Genomic DNA, 25,766 nt, shown 5'->3' with positions numbered 1-25,766 from the left:
CTCCCTGCTCCCTTTGGCAAAGTGTTAATTTAGCATAACAAGTACGGAAGAGCCATAATTTTATAATCTACCAGTAACTAACTAGAGAATTATCAGTCAATTTTTGTCGAAGGAAATAAGCATAATAGTCCAGACTAGCCGTCTACATTGACGAGTTAAAATTTATTTCGGTAACTAATGGAGGAGGCTAGGAAAATTTTTAGTCAGCTGCAATAGCTTGATGATGACTAGCTAAAATTAAAAAATATAGCTAATGTTTTTTTGGTAAAACTTACTTAAGTTAGATGCGTTTACCCTGGATTTAAAAGTTATGTCTGAAAAAAACTATAGTAAAGGACAAAATCTGCCGATTATAACAACCGATGCGCAGCATAAGTTACTGGTTGAATGGAATGATACCCAGACAGATTATCCAAAGGCTCGGTGTATTCATCAATTGTTTGAAGAGCAAGTTGCGAAATCTCCTGATGCGATCGCACTCAGCTTTGAACATCAGCAGTTAACCTATCGAGAATTAAATGCCCAAGCTAACCAATTAGCCCACCACTTGAAATCTCTGGGGGTTGGTCCAGAAGTGTTGGTGGGGATTTGTGTGGGACGATCGCCTGAAATAGTCATGGGACTTTTGGCCATTCTTAAAGCAGGGGGAGCTTATGTTCCTCTAGATCCCACCTATCCAACAGAGCGTCTGAGCTACATGATTAAAGATGCTCAGATCAAAGTCCTATTGACTCAACAGCAATTAATTGAAAGACTCGGGCAAACTCAGCAGCAAGAAGTAAGAGTGGTTTGTTTAGAGGCTCAAAGAGATGCCATTAACCTGCACAGTCAGGAGAATCTCTCCAACACCACCACCTCAGAGAATCTGGCTTACGTCATTTATACATCTGGATCCACAGGTCAACCAAAAGGGGTTGCCGTGCCTCACCGGGCAGTTAATCGCCTCGTGATTAACACAAACTATATTCAGTTAAGCCCAAGGGACCGAGTTGCCCAAGCCTCTAATATTTCCTTTGATGCAGCCACTTTTGAAATTTGGGGAGCTCTCCTTCAAGGGGCTCAACTGGTGGGACTTCCAAAGGATATTCTTCTTTCACCCCAAGACCTAGCAGCACAAATCCAGACACAAAACATTAGCGTATTATTCTTAACTACCGCCTTATTCAATCAAGTAGCTAGAACAGTTCCCCAGGTCTTCCAGAATCTGGAGACTCTTTTATTTGGTGGAGAAGCTGTGGATCCTCAGTCAGTTAAAGAAGTCCTCAGAAACAATCCTCCCCAACGTTTACTCCACGTTTACGGGCCGACAGAAAATACGACTTTCTCTTCCTGGTATCTTGTCAAAGAAGTCCCAGAAGGAGCCACCAATATTCCCATTGGAAGACCTCTCTCCAACACACAGTTTTACGTGCTAGATCAGGCTCGTCAGTTAGTTCCTGTAGGAGTTCCTGGAGAACTATACCTAGGAGGAGAGGGTCTAGCCAGAGGATATCTTAATCGTCAGGCGTTAACGGAAGCTAAGTTTATTCCTAATCCTTTCACCACAGCACTGGAAGAAGCTCCTCAGAAACCTGAACAACAACGCTTATACAAAACTGGAGATTTGGTTCGTTACTTGCCCGATGGCAACATCGAATTTTTGGGGCGAATTGATAATCAGGTCAAAATTCGTGGGTTTCGGATTGAATTGGGGGAAATTGAAGCACTTCTGACCCAACATCCCACTATAGGAGAAGCCGTCCTAGTCGTTCGTGAAGAGCTCCCTGGGGATCAGCGTTTAGTCGCCTATCTTGTTCCCAGTGATCAACGACCCGTCCTCAGTGAAATTCGGGAATGGATAAAGGAAAAATTACCAGACTACATGCTCCCCTCAGCCTTCGTAGTATTGGAGAAATTACCCCTAACTCCTAACGGGAAAGTCGATCGCAAAGTGCTTCCTGCCCCTCCAAAAACTCGCCCAGATTTGGATGTCCCTTGGGTTGCCCCTCGTAACGGCGTGGAAGAAAAATTAGTTTCCATTTGGTCTGAGATATTAGGGTTTGAGGAGATCGGGATCCATGACAACTTATTTGATTTAGGAGGACATTCTCTAATCGCCACCCAGATTATCACCCGAATCTGGGATATTTTCCAGGTGAAGTTACTGCTTCATAACCTTTTTGAAGCAAACACAATCGCTCAATTGAGCCAACTCATTCAACAAGCACAGACCTCACAAGAAGAGTCCCAACTGCTTGCCATTCAACCGATGGTAAGGGAAGGCAATTTGCCCGTCTCTTTTGCCCAAGAACGGGTTTACTTCATCGAACAATTAGCACCCAATCGAGCTTACCAATTTCAGTCAACCCTAAGATTTAAAGGCCAACTTGATGTGAGTGTTTTAGAAAAGACCCTCACGGAGATAGTCAGACGCCATGAAATCTTCCGCACCACTCTGCCTGCTGTGGAGGGGCGACCTTTTCAAGTTATTCACCCTGCTCCCTCCATCCAATTACCAGTCGTTGACCTCCAGGCATTGCCAGAAAGCGATCAAGACTCAGAAATCCAAGGACATCTGGATGTCGAACTTCAAAAACCCTTCGACCTCACTCAACTGCCCCTCGTCCGGTGGACCCTCTTAAGGTTGAGTCCTCAAGACCATATTCTGCTTCACGTGGAACATCACATGGTTCATGATGGTTGGTCGTTTAATATCTTCCTTCGTGAATTGGTGGAACTATACAAAGCCTTCTCCACCGGTGATCTATCCCCCCTTCCCGAACCCACCCTCCAATTTGTGGACTTTGCCCACTGGCAGAGGGAGTGGGTCAAAGGAGAAGCTGCCCAACGACAACTGGCTTATTGGCAACAAACTTTATCAGGGAGTGCCCCCCTTCTGGAATTACCCTACGATCGACCTAGACCAGCAGAGCAGACTTATCAAGGAACGTCCATTAGAACTGATTTACCTTTGCACCTGTGTCAAGACCTCAGATGTCTGGGTCGTCAAGAAGGTTCGACCTTATTTATGACCATGTTTGCAGCCTTCCTGACCCTATTGCACCGCTACACCGGAAGGGACGACCTCAACGTGGGTACGGCAGTGGCCAATCGACGCATCCCTGGCACGGAAGGGTTAATTGGCATGATTGTCAATAATTTGGTATTGCGCACTGATTTATCAGGAGACCCCAGTTTCAGAACGTTACTCCATCGGGTTCGTCAAGTGACCCTAGAAGGTTACGCTAATGAAGACCTGCCCTTCGACAAGGTGGTAGACGCTCTCAATCCAGTGCGAGATCTGAGTCATAATCCCTTATTCCAGGTCATGTTTAGCTTCCATGACTCTCCCTTATCAGACTTGAAACTGCCAGGGCTGGAGATGAGTTTGTATGAGGCACTGAGTAATCAGTCTGCCAAATTCGACCTTGATGTGGTGACGATTCCTAGGTCTGAACAACGAGTGGGACAAGGTTCCACAGCCGAGGGAGAAGAAGGAATTACCATGATCTGGGAATACAACAGCGACCTGTTTGATGGTACAACCATTGAACGGATGATGGGACATTACCAAATCTTGTTAGAAGGGATTGTGGCTAATCCGAGTCAGAAACTGTCTCAAGTGCCAATCTTGTCCCCAGAGCAAGAACATCAGCTATTAGTGGAGTGGAATCAAACCCAGGCTGAATATTCTATTAACGGATGTATTCACCACCTGTTTGAAGCCCAAGTCCAAAATAGCCCAGAAGCTGTTGCTGTCAGCTTTGCAGGGCAGCATTTAACCTATGGGGAATTAAATGCTAAAGCCAACCAACTGGCGCGACACCTGCAAACCTTGGGAGTTAAACCAGAAACTTTGGTGGGATTGTGTATCGATCGCTCCTTAGACTTAATTGTTGGATTGTTAGGCATTCTCAAAGCAGGGGCGGCTTATGTTCCCCTGGATCCAGCCTATCCATCAGAGCGCTTGAGTTATATGGTCAATGATGCACAGGTGTCAGTTTTAGTGACCAAAAAGCAGTGGTCAACCCTAAAATCAGAACATCCAATGGCAGTGGTTTGTCTTGATACTCAACAGGATGTTATTAGCCAATACAGCACACAAAACCCAGAAAGTACAGTCACTCCAGAAGATTTAGCTTATGTGATGTATACCTCTGGCTCGACGGGACAACCCAAAGGGGTGATGATTGAACATCGATCGTTGGTGAATTTTACCCAAGCTGCGGTGATTACCTACAAAATCACCAAAAGCGATCGCATTCTCCAATTTGCCTCCATTAGCTTCGACACCGCAGCCGAAGAGATTTATCCTTGTCTGACTCAGGGGGCAACCTTGATTTTACGGACAGAAGAGATGATTCAATCCATCCCTGAGTTCGTGGATCAGTCCCAAAGATTACAGTTGACAGTGTGGAATTTTCCCACAGCCTACTGGCATTTACTATGTAGCGAACTAACCCAGGAGCGTCTGGTATTGCCAGAATCATTACGGTTAGTCATTATCGGTGGAGAACGTGCCTTACCGGAAAAAGTCTCACTCTGGCTAGAGTTTGTTGGGGATTCTGTAACCCTTGTCAACAGTTATGGACCCACAGAAGGAACAGTGATCGCAACCGTTAGTCAGTTGGTCAACCAACCACAGCAAGGACAACCCATTGCCATTGGACGACCAATTCCCAATGCCAAGACTTACGTGCTGGATGAATCCTTACAGCCAGTTCCTGTGGGTGTACCAGGAGAATTGCACATTGGCGGTGCAGGGGTGGCTAGAGGGTATCTCAATCGTCCAGACTTGACTCAAGAAAAATTCATTTCAGACCCTTTCAATCAAGACTCAAACAGTCGTCTGTATAAAACTGGGGATAAGGTGCGTTACCGAGCAGACGGAAACCTAGAGTTTCTGGGTCGCCTGGATAATCAAGTTAAAATTCGGGGCTTCCGAGTTGAGTTGGGAGAAATTGAGGCAGTCCTCAACCAACATTCCCAAGTCTTTCAATCTGTGGTGGTTGCCCGGGAAGAAACCCCAGGGAATAAACGTTTGGTGGGTTATGTTGTGCCCCACGACAAGGGTCAGATTGAGATCAATGCAGTGAGTCAGATGCTCAAACAGACACTTCCACCTTACATGGTTCCTTCTAGCCTGGTGATCTTAGATGCCTTGCCCCTAACCCCTAGCGGGAAAGTCAACCATCGGGCTTTACCAGTACCAGAACGCCTGAATTTGGGGAGCCTGGGAGACCTTGAGGAACCTCTTACCTGGATTGAGGGGCACTTAAGGAAGATTTGGGCGGAAGTGTTGGGAATAGCACAAGTGGGGATTCACGATAACTTCTTTGAACTGGGGGGAGATTCCATCGTCAGTATCCAGATGATTGCCCGTGCTGCACGGTCAGGGTTACAGTTTACCCCTAAACAGTTATTCCAACATCAAACCATTGCTGAGTTAGCAGAAGTGGTGGGAACCACCCGTAAAGTTGAAGCCAATCAAGGCGTGGTCACAGGGATGGTGCCTTTGACTCCCATCCAACAGTGGTTTTTCCAAGAGAATTTGCCTGATCCCCATTACTTCAATCAGTCCATCCTCTTGCACGTGACTTTAGACCTCAAAGCTGAGGTTTTGGAAAAGGCTGTTGGTCATCTACTGGTCCATCATGACAGTTTACGCTTACAGTTTGTCAAAGAAAAAGAACATTGGCAGCAAAGGAACACTAAACCCGATCAACCCACTCCCGTTGAGATTGTTGACTTATCTAAGTTAACAGCAGAAGAACAAGTTACAGCACTGAAGGAGAAAGAAGCCGAACAACAAGCCAGTTTAGATCTGTCTTCTGGTTTACTCCTTGGGGTGACTTGGTTTCAATGTGGGCAAGACCACTCTGACTATTTGTTATTGGTGATTCATCACTTAGCTGTAGATGGGATTTCCTGGCGGATTTTACTGGAAGATCTCGGAACCCTTTACCAACAGATCGATCGGGGGGAAGAGATTCAATTACCCCTTAAGACCACTGCTTTTCAAGACTGGTCAAACCAATTGGTAAATTATGCAGCTTCCCAAAAACTGGCAACAGAACTCAGTTACTGGTTATCTCAGGGTCAGGTTAACCAGCCTGAATTACCTGTGGATTATCCGGGTGACCCAGCAGAGCAAGAGAATAAAGCGATCGCATCCACCGCTAAGGTGTCCATTGCTTTGGCTGAGGAACTAACCCGCGCCCTGTTACAGGATGTGCCATCGGTCTATAACACCCGCATTAATGATGTGCTACTGACTGCTTTGGTGCAGAGTTTCGGTGGATGGACAGGGGAGCCTTCCCTCCTAATTGACCTTGAAGGACACGGACGGGAAGACTTATTTGAGGATGTAGATTTATCTCGGACAGTGGGTTGGTTTACCACCCTGTTTCCGGTACAGTTAACTCTAGAATCTTTAGAAGATCCTGGAGAAGCTTTGAAATCCATTAAAGAGCAACTCCGTCGTATTCCAAAAGGAGGCATCGGTTATGGGGTGTTGCGATACCTGCATCAGGATTCGGGGATAAAGCAAGAATTAGCAGCCTTAAAGCCAGCCCCTGTCAGCTTTAATTACTTAGGTCAGCTGGAGAGAATGCTTTCCACCTCCACTGGGTTGGGCGTGATTAAAGAATTAAAATCTGAGCAGAGTCCCAGGAGCTACCGGAGTCATTTATTAGGGGTGAGTGGGTTTGTCAGTGAAGGGAAGCTAGAGATGACCTTTGCCTATAGCGATCGCATTCATAAAAAATCCACCATTGAAGGGTTAGCCCATGGCTTTATCCAAGCCTTGGAAACCCTGATTACACACTGTCAAAGTCCCGATACTGGGGGCTATACGCCTTCGGACTTTTCAGCCAGTAATCTTAATCAAAAACAGCTTGACAAACTGATGTCCAGAATGAATAAGCGGAAGCGGAGGTAGTCTCATCATGGAGAACAAAAACATTGAAGAGATTTACGAACTGTCTTCCATGCAGCAGGGAATGCTCTTTCATACGGTGTATGAGCCGGAGTCGGAGGTGTATTTCGAGCAATTACTCTGCACAATCAAAGGAACATTGAAAGGTGCAGTGTTAGAACAAGCCTGGCAGCAAGTGGTGGCACGCCATCCTGTGTTAAGGAGTTCCTTTTATTGGGAAGAAGTGGATGACCCTTTACAAGTCGTACACAAACAGGTGGAACTCCCTTGGACATACCACCACTGGCAAGATTTGACAGCACAAGAGCAACAGTATCGTTTAGAAGGCTTATTAGACAGTGATCGTCGCCTTGGGTTTGATTTAGAACAAGCCCCCCTCATGCGGTTGAATTTGATCCAACTGGGTGATCAAACCTATCAATTGCTTTGGAGTCACCACCACATCCTCTTCGATGGCTGGTCGATGGCGATCGTTCTTCAAGAAGCCTTTGCCTTCTATGAAGCCACAATTAAAGGAGAAGCCTTACACCTAAAGTCTCCACGTCCCTACCGAGACTATATCAGTTGGTTAAAACAACAAGACCTAGAACAAGCCAAGACCTTTTGGCAGCAAAAACTCCAAGGATTTGAATCTCCCACAGTCATCAGGGTTAATCAAGGGAAACAACAAACCAAAGGCCACCAAGAACAACGCTTCTCCTTATCTCCAGAGAATACCGACCAACTACAATCGTTAGTTCGACAGCATCATTTAACCCTCAATACTGTGGTGCAAGGAGCCTGGGCAATTTTACTATCCCGTTATAGTGGAGAGTCCGATATTATCTTTGGTGCAACGGTTTCTGGTAGGTCTACAACTCTACCGGAGGTGGAATCCATGGTGGGGGTATTGATCAATACCTTGCCAACCAGGGTTGAGGTTGCCAGGGAAACTGAGCTATTACCATGGCTCAAGGAATTACAAGCCCAACAAATTGAACAAGAGCAATATGCCTACTATCCCCTGGCTGACATTCAAACCCTGAGTGATGTCCCCCAGGGAACGCCTTTATTTGAAAGCATTTTGGTGTTTGAAAACTACCCCATGAAAGAGTCCCAACAGAAAGGAAGTTTGGACGTTGGGGAGTTTCGGGGGTTTGGACATACCAATTATCCTCTGACGGTGGTGGCAGTTCCTGGTGTAGAGTTATCAATCAAAGTACTCTACGATACTGATCGCTTTAGTGCCAATACCCTTAACCGCCTTATGGAACATTTTCATACTTTATTGGTGGAGATAGGACAAAACCACCAACGGCAACTTGATCAAGTATCCATATTGACGGCAGAAGAAAGGCTCAAACTATTAGTTGAATGGAATAAAACAGAAAAAGATTATCCATGGGATCGATGTATTCATCACCTCTTTGAAGAGCAGGTGAATAAAGCCCCTAATGCAGTTGCAGTGGTGTATGAAGGGCAACAATTAACTTATTTTGAATTGAATCATGAGGCCAATCAACTAGCGCACTACTTGCAATCTTTGGGAGTAAAACCAGGGGAGTTAGTAGGAATTTGTGTTGATAAATCAGTGGAAGCGATCATTGGGATTTTGGGAATTCTCAAAGCTGGGGGTGCTTATGTCCCTCTAGACCCAACCTATCCAAAGGAACACTTAGATTATCTATTTAATGATTCTGACTTCTGTGTGTTACTGACTCAACAGACTTTAGTCAAGAATTTGCCAGACCACAAAGCACAGATTATCTGTTTGGATACAGAGCGAGACTTAATTCGCACCCATGGTCAAGACAACCTGACTTCCAGCATTGATGCTAATCATTTAGCTTATGTCATTTATACATCCGGTTCCACAGGAAAACCCAAAGGAGTCTTAGTTACACACCAAGGATTATGTAACTTAGCCCATGGACAGAAACACCTCTTCGAGATACAGCCTCACAGTCGAGTCCTGCAATTTGCTTCCTTGAGTTTTGATGCTTCCGTCTCAGAAATTTTCGTGACCTTGGTGGCTGGGGCAACTCTCGTTTTAGAGCATTCAACGTCTTTGTTGCCAGGGGCAGACCTAGTGCAAACCTTGAATCGGCACAAGATTACCCATGTTACCCTACCACCGTCAGCGTTAGCTGTTTTACCACCCGATGATTTATCAGCTTTGAAAACTCTGATTGTGGCTGGAGAGGCTTGTACAAGTCAACTGGTCAAAGAGTGGGGTAAAGGTCGTCGTTTTTTGAATGCTTATGGCCCTACTGAAGGAACCGTTTGCGCCACCGTTGCCGTGGTGAGTGGAGATGAAGAGAAACCTTCTATTGGTCGTCCCATTCCCAATGTAACGACTTACATCCTTGATTCTCATTTGGAACCGGTTCCTATTGGTGTAGCAGGAGAGATTTACATTGGTGGGGTGGGGTTAGCCCAAGGCTATTTAAACCGTCCTGAGTTAACTCAAGAGAAATTTATTTCTAATCCTTTTAGTCCAGAAATAGAAGGACGTTTGTACAAAACAGGAGATTTAGGTTATTATTTGCCAGATGGAACGATCGAGTTTTTAGGGCGAGTTGATCACCAGCTTAAAATTCGTGGCTTTCGCATTGAACCTGGAGAGATTAAAGCAGTTTTAACTCAACATCCAGAGGTAAAAGAGGCAGTGATAATGGCTTATGAAAAGCCTCCTGGTAATCACAGCCTTGTGGCTTATCTTGTTACTCAAAAATCGGAACTCGATCGGACTCAAGTCCGCAACTTCTGTAAACAGCAACTCCCTCTATACAAAATTCCTTCAGGGTTTGTATTTTTAGAAAAATTACCCCTTACTCCTAATGGTAAAATCGATCGTCGCGCTTTACCCACCCCCGACTTATCCCAGAGATATCTTGGAGGAAATTTTGTCGCGCCCCGCACCGCTACTCAAACTGAATTGGCAACCATTTGGCGTGAAGTTTTAAAGATAGAACAGGTTAGTATCAACGATAACTTTTTTGAATTGGGAGGACATTCTCTGTTAGCAACTCAAGTAATTTCAAGAGTTCGAGAAGCCTATTCTATTGAGTTACCTGTGAGTTGCTTGTTTGAATATCCAACTATTCTCGAACTGGGAGAGAAAGTGATTGAGAAGCAATTTGAAGTATCAGAACTGGATGACCTAGAGCAGATTTTAAATGAGGTTAATGAATTGTCAGATGATGAAGTGGATGAACAATTACTAATGAATAATTAGTAATTATATTACAGCGGTTTTAAATTAGGTGAGGTACTTTTTTATAGGGAGTAGGGAGCAGGGAGCAGGGAGCAGGGAAGAGGGAACAGGGAACAGATAGAAAATAATCTGTACCTTAGTAGACTATAAACCGCTAAAACTAAATCAGTAATTAATAATCATAAAACTTGTTTATATTAATTTAATTAATCAAAAAAACTGATGAGTGACTTACTAAAACGGCTGGAAAATCTCCCATTAGATAAGCGCGAGCTGGTGTTGCAAAAACTGAGGCAGAAACAAAAAAAATCAGTTATAGAAAAGGGAAAACAGAACCCCTCAATTAAACCCGTCTCAAGGGAACAACCTATTTCCCTATCTTTTGCTCAAACTCGATTATGGTTTCTCGATCGACTGGAAGAACAAAGTTCTCATTACAATGTTCCTTTATATTTAGAATTGAAAGGAGATCTTAATCCTGATGCTTTGACGAAAGCCATTACAGAGATTATACAACGCCATGAAGTTCTACGAACCAATTTTCGTATCATTGATGACCAACCTGTGCAGATCATAACGCAAAATGCACATATAAACTTGCCGATTATTGATCTAGACTATCAACCATTTTCAGAACAGATAAAAAAAGTAAAACAGTTAGCTAAAGAAGAATTACAAGAGTCTTTTAACCTCGAACACGATAGTTTATTAAGAGGTAAAATTATACGGTTGAATCACCAATATCATATCTTATTATTGGTGATGCACCACATTGTTGGTGATGCCTGGTCGATGGGTATTTTTACTCGTGAATTATCCACATTGTACGAAAGTTATTGTACAGGAACACTTCCCTCTTTACCCAAATTAGCGATTCAGTACGCCGATTTTGCTCACTGGCAACGTCAATGGCTCCAGGGAACCAACCTAGATCAACAACTGAATTATTGGCAGGACAAATTAGCAGGAATACCTCCAGTTTTAGAAATCCCTACCGATAAAACTCGTCCAGCTGTCCAGCATTTTCGAGGAAGCTCTGAATCTTTTGAAATTGATCGAGATTTAACTGAGAAGCTAAAAACCTTAAGCCAATCGTCAGGAACAACCTTATTTATGACCCTTTTGGCAGCTTTTTCAGTGTTACTATCACGGTATAGTAATCAAGAGGATTTAGCGATTGGTTCTCCCATTGCCAATCGTAATCATCATGAATTAGAAGCGCTTATTGGCTTTTTTGTTAACACTATTGTCTTCCGAATTAACCTAGAAAAAAAACCTACTTTTAAAGAGCTTTTGAGCAGGGTTAGACAAACGGCTTTAGAGGCTTATTCTCATCAAGATTTACCCTTCGAGAAGTTAGTGGAGGAATTGCAGTTAGACCGTTCTTTGAGTCATAATCCCTTATTTCAAGTGATGTTTACCTTAAACAATGCACCAATGGAAGAGTTAACCCTTAAGGGATTGACCATTCGTCCTTGGCCATGGGAAGATGTTACTACTCAATTCGATCTGACCCTATTGATGAAAGAAACCCAGCAGGGTTTAAAAGGAGAATGGGATTATAATAGCGACTTGTTTGAACCAGAGACCATTCAACGGATGGCAAGACATTTTAGCGTGTTACTCAATGGGATTGTAGAGAATCCTGAACAGGGTATTCATAGCTTTTCGTTGATGAGTCCAGAAGAAATTCAACAACTAAAAACTTGGAATTCCACAGACTGTGATTATCCCCCACAAACACTCGCTGATTTATTTGAGCAACAGGTCCTTAAAACCCCTAACGGAATTGCAGTAAGTTTTGGCAGCGATCGCTTAAGTTATCAACAACTGAATCAAAAAGCCAATCAACTAGCCCATTATCTACGCCAAAACCAAGCTATTGGGCCTAATACTTTGGTCGGAATCTGCCTGGAACGGTCTTTGGACATGATTATTGGTGTGTTAGGGGTAATCAAAGCAGGTGGGGCTTATGTTCCCATTGACCCCAATTATCCCCAAGAGCGAATTCGCTTGATCATCGAAGATGCAGCTACTCCAGTCTTATTAACTCAAACTACACTAACCAAGCATTTACCCCTGACTGAGTTGAAGCATTCCTGTCAAGTTCTTTGTCTGGATACCTTATCTTTTACCGAAGCCTGGATTGAGCCTGGAAGTGCTCACTGTGGGATGGAAAACCCCACTTTAGCAAGGACACCCCATGACTTGGCCTATGTCATTTATACGTCTGGTTCCACGGGGAAACCCAAAGGGGTTGCCATGCCTCAAGGGGCTTTGATTAACTTAATCAATTGGCAACGTAGTGTACCGGGTTTAGATCAACCTGCCAAGACTTTACAGTTTACAACCCTAAGCTTTGATGTTTCATTCCAAGAAATTTTTAGTACATTCTCGACCGGTGGTGAATTGGTGTTGATTGGGGATGAAACCCGCCGAGATGTTTCTGCATTACTGGATTATTTATCAGTACACCAGATCGATCGCCTCTATCTGCCCTTTGTGGCTTTACAACATTTGGCAGACTATGGCACCCAAGGGCTACCCTTGTCCTTAAAGCACGTCATTACTGCTGGAGAACAACTGCGCATTACCCCATCAATTCGGGCTTTCTTTAAGGCTTTACCCGATTGTCGGTTACACAATCACTATGGACCGAGCGAAAGTCATGTAGTGACAGCTTTGAGTTTACCGAAATCAGTGGAGGCGTGGGAAGATTTACCAAGTATTGGTCAACCCATTGCCAACAACCGCATTTATATCCTCGATTGTCACAATCAACCTGTGGCTGTGGGCATACCAGGGGAACTGTGTATTGCTGGGGTGGGGTTAGCCCAAGGCTATTTGAATCGACCTGACTTAACAAAAGAGCGATTCATCACCATCGACCTCTGGGATAAAACGGAGCAAGTTTACAAAACGGGGGACTTGGCCAGATGGCGACCTGATGGGAATTTGGAGTATCTCGGACGCATAGATCATCAAGTGAAGCTACGAGGCTTTCGCATTGAGTTGGGTGAGATTGAATCTGTTTTAGGTCAACATCCCCAAGTGCAAGAAGGGGTGGTGGTTGTACGGGAAGATAGCCCAGGGAATCCCCAATTGGTTGCCTATGTCACCCATCCCCAAGGCACAACCGTGACCCCCTCAAAAATACGGCAATTCCTGAAAGAAAAACTGCCGGATTACATGGTTCCCAGTGTTTTTGTGACCTTGGACTCTTTACCCGTGAGTGCCAACGGGAAGCTAGACCGTCGTGCTTTACCTGTACCAAGCCTAAGTCTTGAGGATAACGGGGGGAAAATCCCGCCTCGTACTGCTTTAGAGTTAGAGTTGGTGCAACTTTGGGAATCCCTGTTTAATGTGGCTCCTATTGGACTTCAAGATAACTTTTTTGACCTTGGGGGGCATTCACTCCTATCGGTTAGTTTGATCAGTCGTATTCAGCAACAGTTTGGTCAAAAACTACCGGTATCGGTCCTCTTTGAGGAAGGGACAGTGGAACATCTAGCCGCGCTTTTGAGTAAGGAAGGGAATTCGTCCCAGTGGTCAAGATCCACGGTAGTCCCTTTACAGCCCAAAGGAGTCCAGCCTCCCTTTTTCTGCGTTCATCCAGGGGCTGGAACTGTGGTTTGGTATCGAGAATTAGCCCGCTATCTTGCCCCAGAGTTCCCCTTTTATGCTCTAGAGTCCTTGGGATTGGATGGGGATCAAAAACCCTACGATCGAGTTGAAGACATGGCCGCCCATTACATACAAGGGATGCAGACCGTTCAGCCCCAAGGACCTTATCAGATTGGAGGGTGGTGTTTTGGTGCAGTAGTTGCCTTTGAGATGGCACAACAACTGCAAAGTCAGGGACATGAAGTGTCTAAACTCATCCTGATTGATATGAACATTGCTGACCCCATCGATCGAGAAGAGGCTCACACCATGGATGATGATGTTATCTTCTTGGTTCGCTTATTTAAAAGACATCTCCCTGATTTACCAGAGACCCTGAAAACCTTGGACAATCTGAGTCAGGAGGAGGAACTGTGCCATTTAATTGAACAGGTAAAAACAGCCCAAAAAATTCCCCCTGATTTTGGTGTAGCACAGGTTAAACGGTTACTGGAAGTGTTCAGAGGGCATCTTAAAGGTTTAATGTCTTACACCCCTAAGCCTTACAATGGCACAGGGATTCTTTTCCAGGCAACCGAAGGAGAAGCAGCCAACGCCCAAGATGCTAGTCTAGGCTGGGCAGACTTAGTAACTGGAGGCACCGAACTCCACTGGGTTCCTGGGAATCATACCACTATGTTTCAAGAGCCTAATGTTGAAGTGCTTGCCCAAACACTACGAACGACATTATTAAATTGAAGCACCCCATTGCAATACAGGTGGGGATTGCAAGAGAAATTGTGATTTAAACCGATGAGTATTTCTGTAGATAACAATATTTCTCAGACCGGACATTCTGAATCTTTCGATGGTTTACAATTCCCCACTGAGATCCATTTTATTTCTGGGCTGCCGAGATCTGGCTCAACCTTACTCTCAGCTATTCTTCGACAAAATCCTCGGTTTCATGCCACCATGAGTACCCCAGTGTTTGGTCTGATTCAACGGTTATTAGAAGGCATGAGTCGAAATGAACTGGCCAGTTTCATTTCACAACAACAAAAAAAAGACTTGTTACTGGGAGTCTTTGCTGCTTATTATCAACCTCAAATTCAGCAAGGGCAACTGGTTATTGATACCAGCCGTATGTGGTGCGCCCAGTTACCCCTAATCGATCAACTTTTCCCCCAAGCTAAAGTCATTTGTTGCGTCCGTAATGTGGCTTGGATTATGGATAGCTTAGAACGTTTAGTGCGAAGCAATCCTTGGGTTATTTCAGGATTATTTGCAGACTTTAGTGAATCTGCTACTGTCTACGACCGTACCCAAAAACTAGGGCAAAATCAGTATATGGTTGGTATGGCTTATAACGCTCTCAAAGAAGCCTACTATGGCGAATATTCAGATAAGTTGTTGTTGGTAGAATATGATTTACTAACGAACCAACCAACAGAAACCCTTCATAAAATTTATAATTTTTTAGGAGAAGCACCCTTTGAGCATAATTTTAAACATGTTGAATATGACGAACCAGAATTTGATTCCAAGTTAGGATTACCAGGTCTCCATAAAGTGCGTAAAAAAGTTGAGTTTGTGCCTCGTAATACAGTTTTACCCCCTGATTTATTTGAGAAATACGATAAACTTTCTTTTTGGCTAAAATCTAGTTAGAATAGTTCGTAGTTACGTCCCTACGGTAGACTACGCAAAGGATTTTATGGTCATAGTTGCGCTCAAACCCTTTGTTAACTTAATGTCCAAAACGTTTTCTGATTCTAAAGGTCTACAATTACAATCCCTAGGCCAAAGCACAGTTATTGCAATTGTGATCAGAGTGACAGGATTTATCCTAACTTATCTGTTACAAATCTGCCTAGCTCGTTGGATGGGAGAGACTCAATATGGAATTTACGCTTATGTTTTTTCTCTAACTTTTTTACTCAGTATATTGGCGTGTTTGGGCTTGCCTCATACTGTTTTGCGGTTTGTTTCTGAGTATAATGTTACTCAGTCTTGGGGTTTACTGCGAGGAATTATTAGATTCAGTTGGGTGATAAATTTGCTGTTAGGAATTGCCATTGCTTTGGTGGGGACAGGATTAATTTTTGGACTTAACTCCTATCACCGTTTTATCTACGCTAACCCATTAACAATCGGGATTTGGCTCGTTCCTCTGTTTGCTTTGACTTTGCTACAAAGGGAAACAGCTACAGCTTTAGGAGACATTAACCTCGCCTATACCCCATATTATATTTTTGTCCCTGTGTTGATTTTAGTCAGTGGTTTTGTTGTTTTCGAGGAATTTGGTGACCTGTCTGGTGTTCGCATTATTGATATTAATCTACTGGTCATCCTCGTTGTTGTACTAGGTCAACTGTGGCTAATTGGGGAGAGATTAAACCAGAGTGTAGAGCAAGCCGAACCAATTTATGCCTACAGAGATTGGCTGAAGGTCGGTGTTGTACTGTGGTTAATGAATGGCTTTGGCATTATCCTACAGCAAACTGATGTGATTATGGTCGGTTCCCTATTGGGGCCTCAACAGGCGGGAGTTTATGAGGTAGCAACTAAGACATCCCTTTGGGTAGGCTTTGTGCTACAAACGGTCACTATGGTCGTCGCCCCTGAATTTGCTCGATTATATAAACAGAACGATCGCCTTGGATTAAAACAGGCTATTTCCACCGCCAGTGTTTGGATTTTCTGGCCTTCCCTCCTTATCGCTGTTTTCCTCATCCTATTTGCCCCAGCAATCTTGAGTCTTTTTGGACCAGAGTTTGCCAGTGGAAATGGGACGCTCTTGATTCTGGTTATGGGGCAGTTAGTTAATTCTCTGTGTGGCTCAGCTGCTTTCCTGATGATCATGACGGGACATCAAAATCAAGCCCTGATTGTATATGGGACAGCTGCGGGTTTAAATGTTGTTTTGAATGGAATTGGTATTCTTTTATTTGGTATGATTGGGGCAGCACTATCTACTGCAATAACGTTTGCCTTGTGGAATATTTGGTTAAGTGTTCTTGTGGTGAGGTACTTAGAACTCAGTCCTATATTCTTCATTCCGCACCCTGACCTGTGAAAACCATGGAGAATTAAGCATTACTGGCCACATTCCGCACTTCAAAATGTAACAGAACTAATAACATCGATTAAGATAATCATTATAATTAAAAAAATTTGCTCTTAGGCACCTGCAGATGATACTTGAGGAGTCTTGCACTCAAGACTGAGTTTCTTTTAAGGCTTGCAAATAATCAATTGCTGCCTCCAGTTTGGAGGGATAGGAATCAGAAAATTCTTCAAACCATAAGCCTTCAGCTGAGTTTGGACTTAAGTTTTTTAGCCACTCAGTCGCTTGCTGAGTCAGGGCTTCTCGTTCTTTTTGTTTTTGCTGCTGAACTCGTTTTTGTTCAGCTTCTAGTTCCTGCTGTTGTTTGAGAGCCTCTTCTTGGTCTTTGTTCTCAAACTCTGTTCTCATCTCAGCCAGCTCCCGATCCTGAGCAGTAGATACCCAATCAGGTATTTTCGCTGGTGATTCACTGGTTGGTGGATCAGTTAGTGGCAAATCAACTAGTTGTTCCTGAAAAAGAGGTTTTTCTTGCGGTTGAACACCAGCATCTTTTTGTTGATACTCAGCTTTGAGTTGGGCTAACAAGTCATCCATTGATTCCACGACTTTGGTCTCCTATTACCTTGTTAACTGTTGAGGGATATTTTTGAAACAGTTAACTTAAAGCACCTCGAACCCTGACGGGAGAAATCCCACTAACCTATGCTAATCCTTTAGTCAATAATAGCATTGATCAAAACTTCAGTGAGAGTCATATCCTCCATCTGATCAATAGTTACGGTATCTACGATATCGAACTTAGCCCCAGCATTTTGCAGCTCATCATCTAATATTTTTAAGAATTTAGTTGCCTGGAGATCATTCCCGATTTGGATGAAGGAAATTCCTAGTTCTTCATCGACATCAATACGCCGTGATGCTTCTATGATCACCTTCATCACAGCTTTCCGTTCATCAGGCTCCCCATCAGTGACGACTAAGATAGTTTCTCCATTTTCTTTGGTTTGGCCACTAGCCTTACGTTTAAAATAGTCGTTGGTGGCATCGAGTAAAACACCAGCTAAATCCGTGCGTCCCGATGGTTCATTTTCCTGGAATATCTGTAGGACTTTATCTGCGGTTACATTGTCGTAGCGTTTAAAGCGACCAGCAAATACATAAACCGTGATGCCATCTGGATCTAATTCTTCACATTTACTGGCTAAAGCAAGGGTAGACTCCTGCATCATTTGCCAACGGCTTTTGCCAGCCAGTTGATCCCTAATCGACATGCTGCCACTTTTATCGATGATTAAGGTGTAGTCACGTTGTTCGAGCATTGCTAGTCTTACCCACTATCATCCTACACCTCTAGGGTATCAAACTTATCATTTTTGACTACTCACGGGGTTGGGTATCGAGAAATATCAGCATTCAGCTATCAGCTGATAGCTGATAGCTGACATCATTGATACTGATACTAGAAATTGGCTACAGAAATTAGTCCGGGCATTGTCTCTTTGAGGGGTTGCCAACGGAAAGCACGATCCCCTCCCATCTCTAGGATTACTTTTACTCGTGGTTCTTGCTGGGGCAATGTCGTTAAATACTCAACTTCTTGACTAGATAGAATAATTCCTTCAATAATCCACAGCACCAACCCTTTAGAGTTGGGAGATAGGGCTGACAGTTGGTAGTTTACCAAGGGCGGCAGGTAGTAAACATCACCGACTGCAGCTGATTTACCCATATTTTTCTTGCCCAGATGAGGAGGGCGAACACCGTGAATTCCAGTGAGATAAGCAGCTGGATCCCCTAGTCCTTTGGCAGTAATGGAAACGGTGGTATAGCCAGCAGCCCGCAAACGCCGCTGATAACGACCTTCAAACCCACCTTCTAATGGTGCATAAACTGCTAATGCACCAGACTTTTCTAGTGCCCGGATGAATGACTTGCCGGTGGTGATCAGTGCCATTGCTACCTCTGCTTCTCCCTTAAGTTTTGTTAACTCCTGTCAGCCTCCTATTATAAGGGACTGTTGGCAAATTACCTCCAAGGTGATGGCAAGAGGGCAAGGTATTGGAAGTGGGGCAACAGCAGCACAAATCTGACCGCTTTTCAAGAATCAATAAGGATTTCAGTATAAAAAAACCTGCTCAAAATTGCCAAATTCAAAAAAAACTATACTAGAGATAGTAGGGAAATTTACATAGATCTAGCAGATGGCATTGATAGTATCCCATGGATACATAGTATGTTTTCCGGTCCGGTGATGTCCGACCTGTCCGACGGTTCTGTTTGATAAAGCTATTATCTTTGATCGCAACTAAGTATTAGAAAACATAATTATGGCTCCCTTACCCAGCATCATGAAAGCTGTTGAGCAGCTAGACTACCGCGTCACTGTTGGGGATGTTGCTGCCCAAGTGGGTTTAAACATCCATCAAGCCGAGCAAGGTTTACTTGTCTTGGCCTCGGAAGTAGGTGGACATTTACAAGTAGCAGAGTCAGGGGATATTGCTTATCTGTTTCCCAAAAACTTTCGCGCTATTCTCCGCAACAAGTTCTTAAAGCTACGGTTGCAAGCATGGTGGGAAAAGGTTTGGGGTGTTCTGTTTTACCTGATTCGGATTTCTTTCGGGATTTTCCTAGTGCTTTCGATTGTGTTGATGATTGTTGCGATCGCATTTATTGTTCTGAGCCTCAAAGCTGGCAGTGACAATGATTCTGGCGGAGGAGGCGGAGGAGGAAATAGACGTTCTGGTGGTGGCGGCGGAATCCTGTTTTTGCCTCGTTTCTGGATTGGACCGGATCTGTATAGGTGGTTCAACCCATCTTACTCCCACAGTAATTATCGCTCGAGACGGCGAAATTCCCGTTATAACCAGGATGACGACTATGAGATGAATTTTTTAGAAGCTGTCTTCTCCTTTCTGTTTGGTGATGGCAATCCCAATAGTGATTTAGAAGAACGTCGCTGGCAAACCATTGGTGCTGTGATTCGCAATTCCGGGGGGGCTGTGGCAGCTGAACAGATTGCTCCCTATCTTGATGACCTTGGAGAAAGCTACCAGCGGGAGTCTGAAGACTATATGTTACCGGTACTAATCCGATTCGACGGACGCCCAGAAGTTAGCCCGTCAGGGGATATTGTCTATCACTTCCCTAAATTGCAGACAACTGCTGCCAAACAGAATCAACAACCGGTGCCAGCTTATCTTCGTGCCAAGATATGGGAGTTTTCTCAGGCAAGGAGTGAGCAGATTATGCTGGCAATTGGGTTAGGGAGTGTAAACTTTGTTCTAGCATTAGTCCTCGGTTCCCTGTTGCAGGGGGGTGAGATTGCTGCACAGCTAGGGGGATTTGTACTATTTGTGGAGCTAATTTACCCTCTGTTATTGGCTTATGGCGTAGGATTCTTGGCCATACCGTTGCTTCGATATTTCTGGGTTCAGTGGAAAAAGGAGCAGATTAGAACTCAGAATCGAGAACGGCAGGAAAATGCGATCGCACTTAATCAGGCGGATGTTGCTTTACAGAACAAGATTGCCTATGCGGAACAGTTTGCCGCTCAAAATGTGATTCGGGAAGAAGATTTGGTTTATAGCAGTGAGAAGGATTTATTGGATCAGGATATCGAAAGGAAAGATCAAATTGATGGGGAGTGGGAACAGCGTTTAGAGTTAGGAGCTACTCAGAATCTTGATATAAATCACTAATTACTAAGCAGACAGCCGTCAGCCGTCAGCTGTCAGTGGTCAGCTGTCAGTGGTCAGCTTTGTGGCACAGGCTTTGGCCTTGGCCTTTTGGCCTTTTGGCCACGCTACGCGAACGGCCACGCTGTGCGAACGAGGCGGTGACGTAACTCAGATTTGATTCAAAATCTGACTTCTAACTTCTAACTTCTAACTTCTAACTTCTAACTTCTGACTTCTAACTTCTGACTTCTGACTTCTGACTTCTGACTTCTGACTTGCCCGTAGCGCTATATCAGTAATTACCGGGAGATGATCGGAACCAAGATCAGGGCCAGTTCTCATCTTGATCACCTTAACATCTCGACTGACTAAACAGTGGTCTACAGGAATAGCTAACCAAGGGTTGGCTGGTGAAAATTTTGATAAAGTTGGTAGAATCCCAAACCCAGCACGAGCGTCACGCAATCCCGAACTTTCAATTAGACTTTTATAGTAGGGTGACCACATCGTAACGTTTAAATCACCAATTAGCACCACTGGTTTTTCAATTTGTCTGATATAATTCCCAATCTCCTCTTCTAAATCTTGATTGCGCCACTGCCAACCTTGCTTTTCCAAATCCCCTTGCTTACCAAAATCCCCTTGGTTTCCAAAATCCTCTTGCTTTCCAAAATAAAATTGTGGATAGGAGTGAGTAACAATGACTGAAGCGTCTGCCCCAGCAATGCTTAAATCTAATTTGACCAGACCACGAGATTTTCCGTATTCCAGAATTTCTGATTCTTGTAATGGTAAACGACTGTATACTTCAATCTGAAGTTCTGGAATACTGATATTATAGGGTAAAACCTCTCTTAAAGCTTCTAATTGTTTAGGCCAAGGGTCTTTAGCTTCTAAAAAAGCAGCAATAGTCGGCTTTTCTTCTTTCACCAGAGCAATAGCATCACCATACTGGGTATTGGAAAACGAGACATTGAACAGAAACAGACCCATGGGTTCACCGGAAGCGCCAAAGCTTAGTTTAGGTATATACCAAGGAATGATTTCTGTCAAGTTAATCAATAAGCAAAATAACGTGACTATCAACCAACGTTTGCGGCGAGTTAGGGCAAAATAACTTAATGGTAACGCCCCTAATCCCAGATATTGATGTTTAAAATTAGTAGTGAATTCTAAGTAGATGTTATCTCTAAAAAAATAGCTAGTTATGGAGAGTAAGGTAACAACAATAGTTAAGATTATGAATAGTGATAAAATCCAGTTGTTTAATACCTTAACTAATGGATTATAATTTGAGGTAGTCATAAAGTAGATAGCCGTTTTAAATAGGGTGAGTTACGAAAGTTGTGGATTGTAGGGAACAGGGAACTCAGAGGATATCTCCCAAGTTTTTTGATACTGAATTTTGCCCCCCTGACCCCCCAACTTTGGGGGAAGAGTCAATTTGCTTCTAAAAGTCCCCCAGAATTGGGGGACCAACGGGGGCTTGGATGTAGCAAATGAGACTTCTCAGACAACCTCTCAGAAGTTTCGTGATCTGAAGTTATCTACTCCCTACTCCCTACTCCCTACTCCCTATTCCCTATTCCCAGATCCGCTGTTCCCTTTGCTATTTGATATCAATCCATCTGGGATAGTTGAGCACTAGAATAATAGTGACTCAAAATTTGTAGGTAATTCAATCCCCGACGGGATAAGTTGTAGGCTCCCCACTGACTTAACCCCAATCCGTGACCATAACCACGACCGTTGAATTGGAAACCATTTTCGGTTTTAGACACCGTAAACAGCCTACTTTTCAGACCTAGGATTTTGCGTAATTCCTTGCCCTTAATAGTCTTTGTATTCCTACTGCCTTCTACTTTAAGAGTGATCACCCTGCCTCGGGGTGTCCTCTCCACTGGGGTCATGGCGATAATATTACCAACACCAGGAATCTTCTGGCTCAGTTGACTAGCAGAAAAAGTTTTTGTCCACTGGTAGACTGGTGTGCCCTGATCGTAATCAGGTACACCCTGTAGGTAAGGAATGGGTTCACTCCACCAAATATCTTCTACATTTTCTGTATGTCCTCCAGAGGCAGCATGGAAAACAGCCAGAATCACTTTATTACCATACGTCATTATCTGTCCCGCTGTGGCATTAACCGCTTGATGGGTGGTTACTGTTTCGCTATTTAGACCTTTGTAAACTTGCCAACGCTGGGTATCCCCTACATCATAGATATCACTCTTGGATTTGCTCCGCTGATGGAGCACATAGGAACGAGCCGCTACTGCTTGGGCTTTCAAGGCTTCTATCGGCCAACTGGGACTCATTTCTGCACCAATCACACTATAGAGATAGTGTTCTAAATCAACATGGTTGACTGCTGTTAACTTATTGTCAGAACTAACCAGTCGAGTGCGTCCCCGGTACCAGCGATCGCCTATCCAAACATAACCATTGTCTTTCGGTTCAATCCAGAGGGATTTCCCTTGCCACTGACCTAACTTAATTCCACTACCGTTAGTTTCCGCAGTCATACCCGCCATGGCGTTTAAGTTTCCCACGGCTTGACCTGTCCCATCTCGGACAATGGCTGTGGTGGAACTCCCCAAGGTTACCTGTTTCACACCTTGCTCAACCGCTACCCGCAGTTCTAGCGCTGCCTGAACTGGTGCGATTAGAACCATCCAGACTAAAAAAGAGAGCCACCAATGACGCCCTCCTAGAACAATGATTGACTTGAGCATAGATACAATAAAGATGGGAAAGCCTTTTGATGCCATATTCACTAATTACTGATTACTTATACGAAGACGAATCTTATTTTCCTGATTAACAGCGATTCAATCTTACTCCCAGTTGTTCCAATCAGGCTTCTGTTGTTGAGGCTTGACGGTTAGAGAAAAGTCTAATACTTAATTCCTCTAAGACTTTCAACCCTCGTAGGGAACCTCGAATTAGTCTGGTAGCAGCTATTGGTTGCTTTACCATACCGATAGCAAAGGGCAAGGGTTTCAGTGACCCATCAGCACTAATAGCTGGGGTGAGGTCTGGGATATTGTAATAGCTATCATCACTAATTACTCTTACCATTGCTACAGCAAATCCTTTGGCATTAAGTACCGATAGGGTAGCAAATCCTTCCATATCAACTACATCAGCTTGGTAGCTCTGACCGAGTTGACGCTTTTCTAAACTAGACCAAATTATGCGATCGCTACTCAATCCTCTGACTAAATTAGCCTTGTTGCCCAGTTGCTGCTGAACTAAGTTAGTCAGTTGGCTACAGCACTGTTGCACCAGTGCTTGAGGTCTATCTTGGTTTCGCTGGATAGCAACACAATCGTTATACACAACAATATCACCAACGGAATAGTTAGGAGATAAGCTGCCACACAATCCCATTAGCAGTACTTGAGGTTGGGAGTGTTGGGGCAAATTTGTTGTAGTTTGTAACCATGTTTCTAGATACTGAGTTACAGGCTCTGCCCCTATCGGAATAGATAGAATCCGAGGTAATGGACGACCAGTAATCTGCTTGATTCCTCGACAAATTGCTTGGTATTCTGCTCCTTGGGGAACAAGAATGATCGTGACCGGAATAGTTAGTTGGGAAAGGTTCATCTATCCGCCTTTCTGGAGACTCCCGCTATAATCTTTGACCCACGCGGTGAGAGGAAAGGGAGGACAGGGTCTAGTTTGTATAAGCATAACCATCCTTCCTGTGAATAAATTGGCAATATTTGTGACTAATTCCTTGTACCAGCCCTAATTTAGTTGAGATGTTGAAAGATCCTGATTTTCGAGTGGCTACTCGCCCAACGTAAGTACCGACCTTCTTTCCTTTAGTTACCACGGCGCGGACAATATCTCCTGTCTGAAAACCTTTGTGAAACTTGATTCTGGAGCAATGACGAATAGGAAAGCCATACTTGTTGGTTCTACAGAGCTGACGAGTACCGTGTCCCTTGGCAGTTATTATCAAAGGATGGGTTACTTCAACAATCAATGTTTCAACTTTTCCAACATTGGCCGCATCCAACCAATGAGTTTTGGGAAGATTTTGGCGGCACCTATTGAATTTTGTTAATCCGCCGCTACCCACTTCAACAGGCAATCCTATTGATTTCAATTCGTGGTACAACTTCCAGCGAGTTGAATTGACAGAAGCCGCATCAACCAGGGGGCGTTTAGCTTGACTCAGTATGCGTTTCAAGATACTAGGCTTCAAAGACAAGAAAAGCTCAATGTCTTGGTTAGATTTAGCCTGGTTACATGGATGACACGCAATGGTCAAATTAGAAGCCCGATCGGAACCACCTTTAGATAATGGTTTAATGTGTTCAATTTCTAGCTGAATACCTGTTGCTCCACAATAAGCACATTTGCGATTCCATTTTTCAAGTAAATATTCCCGAAGTTCGTAACCGTAAAGTGTACCCTGCTGATACTCAATCCCAGAGATTTCAGGATTTTGCAGTTTTTGAGTGTCAAATCTGACTAACTCTTGAGATATGCCTGCAACAGGACATAGTCGAGTCAGTTTTTTAACCCAAGTTAAAATATTTTGAACTCTAGACATCAGACTAGGGGGTAGCCAACCTTCTGGTCTGGTTCTATTAAGAAATCTGGGCTTGCGGTATCGAGTTTTTCGATTCCGTCTACTGCTCCTTAATTGCCTACGAAAGTTCAACGCATCTCGTATTTGAAAGCCCCTATGGGTAAGTTCGGCTCCCCAGATTACTCGTTCCCCATGGACAATAGCTAGACCGCTTGTTTTTGCGCCAGGGTCTATTTTTAATTGATGCTCGTGAGTGATTGGTTCCTTTATTTCCTCCCTCAAAACTATGGTGAATGGGTAACGACGATAGACCTTTGCTTTACCCGTTGAAAGCAAAATTCTTGCTCTTGCAGGTTTACAGGGGTCTAAAGGTTGTAGGTTCTTATTGAGTACAAATACACGCATAATTGTGCATTCTCCTATTGCTAGGGTAAGGTTAGCTTCGTCAATGTTATTTCTCGGTACTTTCCCAATTACACTGGCCTAACTCAACTACGCCTGTTTAATAATTGGGTTCTAGAGCTGGGGACTAGCTACGCATCCCCAGGTAGGAATTTAAACGCTTGAAAATAACGTAGTTCTCTAAGAACTCAGACTGGTCAACTAAGAGCTTTCACAAGCTCCCGCTATACTCGTGGGTGAGTTAGCGGTGAGTTATTGACGGAACATTGCTAGTGTTTGATGACGTGATTTTATTATAACATAAAAATAAATTTATATTATAACATATTTTTATAATTTTTGTTACAAATTTT

The 25,766-nt window shown here is 43.8% G+C and carries 14 protein-coding genes; 7 read left to right on the top strand and 7 right to left on the bottom strand.

Annotated features, from left to right (window positions below; genetic code table 11):
* The first annotated feature begins 310 nt into the window (after positions 1-310).
* From LYNGBM3L_RS30965 to LYNGBM3L_RS30945, 5 genes are all read left to right on the top strand, one after another.
* Positions 311-6,919, top strand: a complete 6,609-nt coding sequence (locus tag LYNGBM3L_RS30965; RefSeq protein WP_008190729.1) for a non-ribosomal peptide synthetase — start codon at positions 311-313, stop codon at positions 6,917-6,919.
* A gap of 7 nt (positions 6,920-6,926) precedes the next feature.
* Positions 6,927-10,133 (top strand): non-ribosomal peptide synthetase, encoded by a 3,207-nt coding sequence (locus LYNGBM3L_RS30960; protein ID WP_008190728.1) that lies wholly within the window; start codon positions 6,927-6,929, stop codon positions 10,131-10,133.
* Between the two features lie 201 nt (positions 10,134-10,334).
* The gene (locus LYNGBM3L_RS30955; protein WP_008190726.1) at positions 10,335-14,474 is read left to right on the top strand and encodes a non-ribosomal peptide synthetase; all 4,140 of its coding nucleotides are present in this window, start codon (positions 10,335-10,337) and stop codon (positions 14,472-14,474) included.
* A gap of 54 nt (positions 14,475-14,528) precedes the next feature.
* On the top strand, positions 14,529-15,386 hold the full coding sequence (locus tag LYNGBM3L_RS30950; RefSeq protein WP_008190724.1) for a sulfotransferase family protein: 858 nt from the start codon (positions 14,529-14,531) through the stop codon (positions 15,384-15,386).
* A gap of 82 nt (positions 15,387-15,468) precedes the next feature.
* Positions 15,469-16,794: an oligosaccharide flippase family protein gene (locus LYNGBM3L_RS30945; protein WP_044495610.1), complete on the top strand. Its 1,326-nt coding sequence runs from the start codon at positions 15,469-15,471 to the stop codon at positions 16,792-16,794.
* A 141-nt stretch (positions 16,795-16,935) separates the two neighbouring features.
* On the opposite strand, the gene LYNGBM3L_RS30940 is transcribed toward LYNGBM3L_RS30945, so the two are convergent.
* From LYNGBM3L_RS30940 to LYNGBM3L_RS30930, 3 genes are all read right to left on the bottom strand, one after another.
* Positions 16,936-17,379, bottom strand: a complete 444-nt coding sequence (locus tag LYNGBM3L_RS30940) for a salt stress protein, Slr1339 family (RefSeq protein WP_008190720.1) — start codon at positions 17,377-17,379, stop codon at positions 16,936-16,938.
* 119 nt (positions 17,380-17,498) lie between these two features.
* Positions 17,499-18,104, bottom strand: coding sequence for a vWA domain-containing protein (locus LYNGBM3L_RS30935; RefSeq protein WP_008190718.1), 606 nt, complete (start codon positions 18,102-18,104; stop codon positions 17,499-17,501).
* A gap of 140 nt (positions 18,105-18,244) precedes the next feature.
* Entirely contained in the window at positions 18,245-18,739 is a 495-nt protein-coding gene (locus LYNGBM3L_RS30930; RefSeq protein WP_008190716.1) for an NAD(P)H-quinone oxidoreductase subunit N, read from the bottom strand.
* 373 nt (positions 18,740-19,112) lie between these two features.
* Here LYNGBM3L_RS30930 and LYNGBM3L_RS30925 point away from each other — a divergent pair, with 373 nt between their 5' ends.
* On the top strand, positions 19,113-20,483 hold the full coding sequence (locus tag LYNGBM3L_RS30925; RefSeq protein ID WP_008190711.1) for a hypothetical protein: 1,371 nt from the start codon (positions 19,113-19,115) through the stop codon (positions 20,481-20,483).
* A 186-nt stretch (positions 20,484-20,669) separates the two neighbouring features.
* Here LYNGBM3L_RS30925 and LYNGBM3L_RS35175 read toward each other — a convergent pair whose 3' ends face one another.
* The gene (locus tag LYNGBM3L_RS35175; protein WP_008190710.1) at positions 20,670-21,767 is read right to left on the bottom strand and encodes an endonuclease/exonuclease/phosphatase family protein; all 1,098 of its coding nucleotides are present in this window, start codon (positions 21,765-21,767) and stop codon (positions 20,670-20,672) included.
* 181 nt (positions 21,768-21,948) lie between these two features.
* On the opposite strand from LYNGBM3L_RS35175, the gene LYNGBM3L_RS44695 reads away from it, so the two are divergent.
* On the top strand, positions 21,949-22,110 hold the full coding sequence (locus tag LYNGBM3L_RS44695) for a hypothetical protein (protein ID WP_154659976.1): 162 nt from the start codon (positions 21,949-21,951) through the stop codon (positions 22,108-22,110).
* Here the strand turns inward: LYNGBM3L_RS44695 and LYNGBM3L_RS30915 are convergent.
* From LYNGBM3L_RS30915 to iscB, 3 genes are all read right to left on the bottom strand, one after another.
* Entirely contained in the window at positions 22,082-23,233 is a 1,152-nt protein-coding gene (locus tag LYNGBM3L_RS30915) for a SpoIID/LytB domain-containing protein (protein ID WP_008190706.1), read from the bottom strand. The genes LYNGBM3L_RS44695 and LYNGBM3L_RS30915 overlap by 29 nt on opposite strands.
* An 85-nt stretch (positions 23,234-23,318) precedes the next feature.
* Positions 23,319-24,074 (bottom strand): 5'-methylthioadenosine/S-adenosylhomocysteine nucleosidase family protein, encoded by a 756-nt coding sequence (locus tag LYNGBM3L_RS30910; RefSeq protein ID WP_008190705.1) that lies wholly within the window; start codon positions 24,072-24,074, stop codon positions 23,319-23,321.
* 70 nt (positions 24,075-24,144) lie between these two features.
* On the bottom strand, positions 24,145-25,416 hold the full coding sequence (gene iscB, locus LYNGBM3L_RS30905) for an RNA-guided endonuclease IscB (RefSeq protein WP_008190703.1): 1,272 nt from the start codon (positions 25,414-25,416) through the stop codon (positions 24,145-24,147).
* Positions 25,417-25,766 lie beyond the last annotated feature (350 nt).

The sequence above is a fragment of the Moorena producens 3L genome, assembly GCF_000211815.1.
GTDB lineage: Bacteria > Cyanobacteriota > Cyanobacteriia > Cyanobacteriales > Coleofasciculaceae > Moorena > Moorena producens.
Note: the sequence above shows the minus strand (reverse complement) of the source record. Positions and strands in the feature narration are given on the sequence as shown.

Bases quoted from the DNA above. Each gene is read 5' to 3' on its own strand.
- LYNGBM3L_RS30950 (WP_008190724.1), top strand. From the start codon at position 14,529: ATGAGTATTTCTGTAGATAACAATATTTCTCAGACCGGACATTCTGAA.
- LYNGBM3L_RS30965 (WP_008190729.1), top strand. From the start codon at position 311: ATGTCTGAAAAAAACTATAGTAAAGGACAAAATCTGCCGATTATAACA.
- LYNGBM3L_RS30915 (WP_008190706.1), bottom strand. From the start codon at position 23,233: ATGGCATCAAAAGGCTTTCCCATCTTTATTGTATCTATGCTCAAGTCA.
- LYNGBM3L_RS30945 (WP_044495610.1), top strand. From the start codon at position 15,469: ATGTCCAAAACGTTTTCTGATTCTAAAGGTCTACAATTACAATCCCTA.
- LYNGBM3L_RS30930 (WP_008190716.1), bottom strand. From the start codon at position 18,739: ATGGCACTGATCACCACCGGCAAGTCATTCATCCGGGCACTAGAAAAG.
- LYNGBM3L_RS30925 (WP_008190711.1), top strand. From the start codon at position 19,113: ATGGCTCCCTTACCCAGCATCATGAAAGCTGTTGAGCAGCTAGACTAC.
- LYNGBM3L_RS30955 (WP_008190726.1), top strand. From the start codon at position 10,335: ATGAGTGACTTACTAAAACGGCTGGAAAATCTCCCATTAGATAAGCGC.
- LYNGBM3L_RS30910 (WP_008190705.1), bottom strand. From the start codon at position 24,074: ATGAACCTTTCCCAACTAACTATTCCGGTCACGATCATTCTTGTTCCC.
- LYNGBM3L_RS35175 (WP_008190710.1), bottom strand. From the start codon at position 21,767: ATGACTACCTCAAATTATAATCCATTAGTTAAGGTATTAAACAACTGG.
- iscB (WP_008190703.1), bottom strand. From the start codon at position 25,416: ATGCGTGTATTTGTACTCAATAAGAACCTACAACCTTTAGACCCCTGT.
- LYNGBM3L_RS30935 (WP_008190718.1), bottom strand. From the start codon at position 18,104: ATGCTCGAACAACGTGACTACACCTTAATCATCGATAAAAGTGGCAGC.
- LYNGBM3L_RS30960 (WP_008190728.1), top strand. From the start codon at position 6,927: ATGGAGAACAAAAACATTGAAGAGATTTACGAACTGTCTTCCATGCAG.
- LYNGBM3L_RS30940 (WP_008190720.1), bottom strand. From the start codon at position 17,379: ATGGATGACTTGTTAGCCCAACTCAAAGCTGAGTATCAACAAAAAGAT.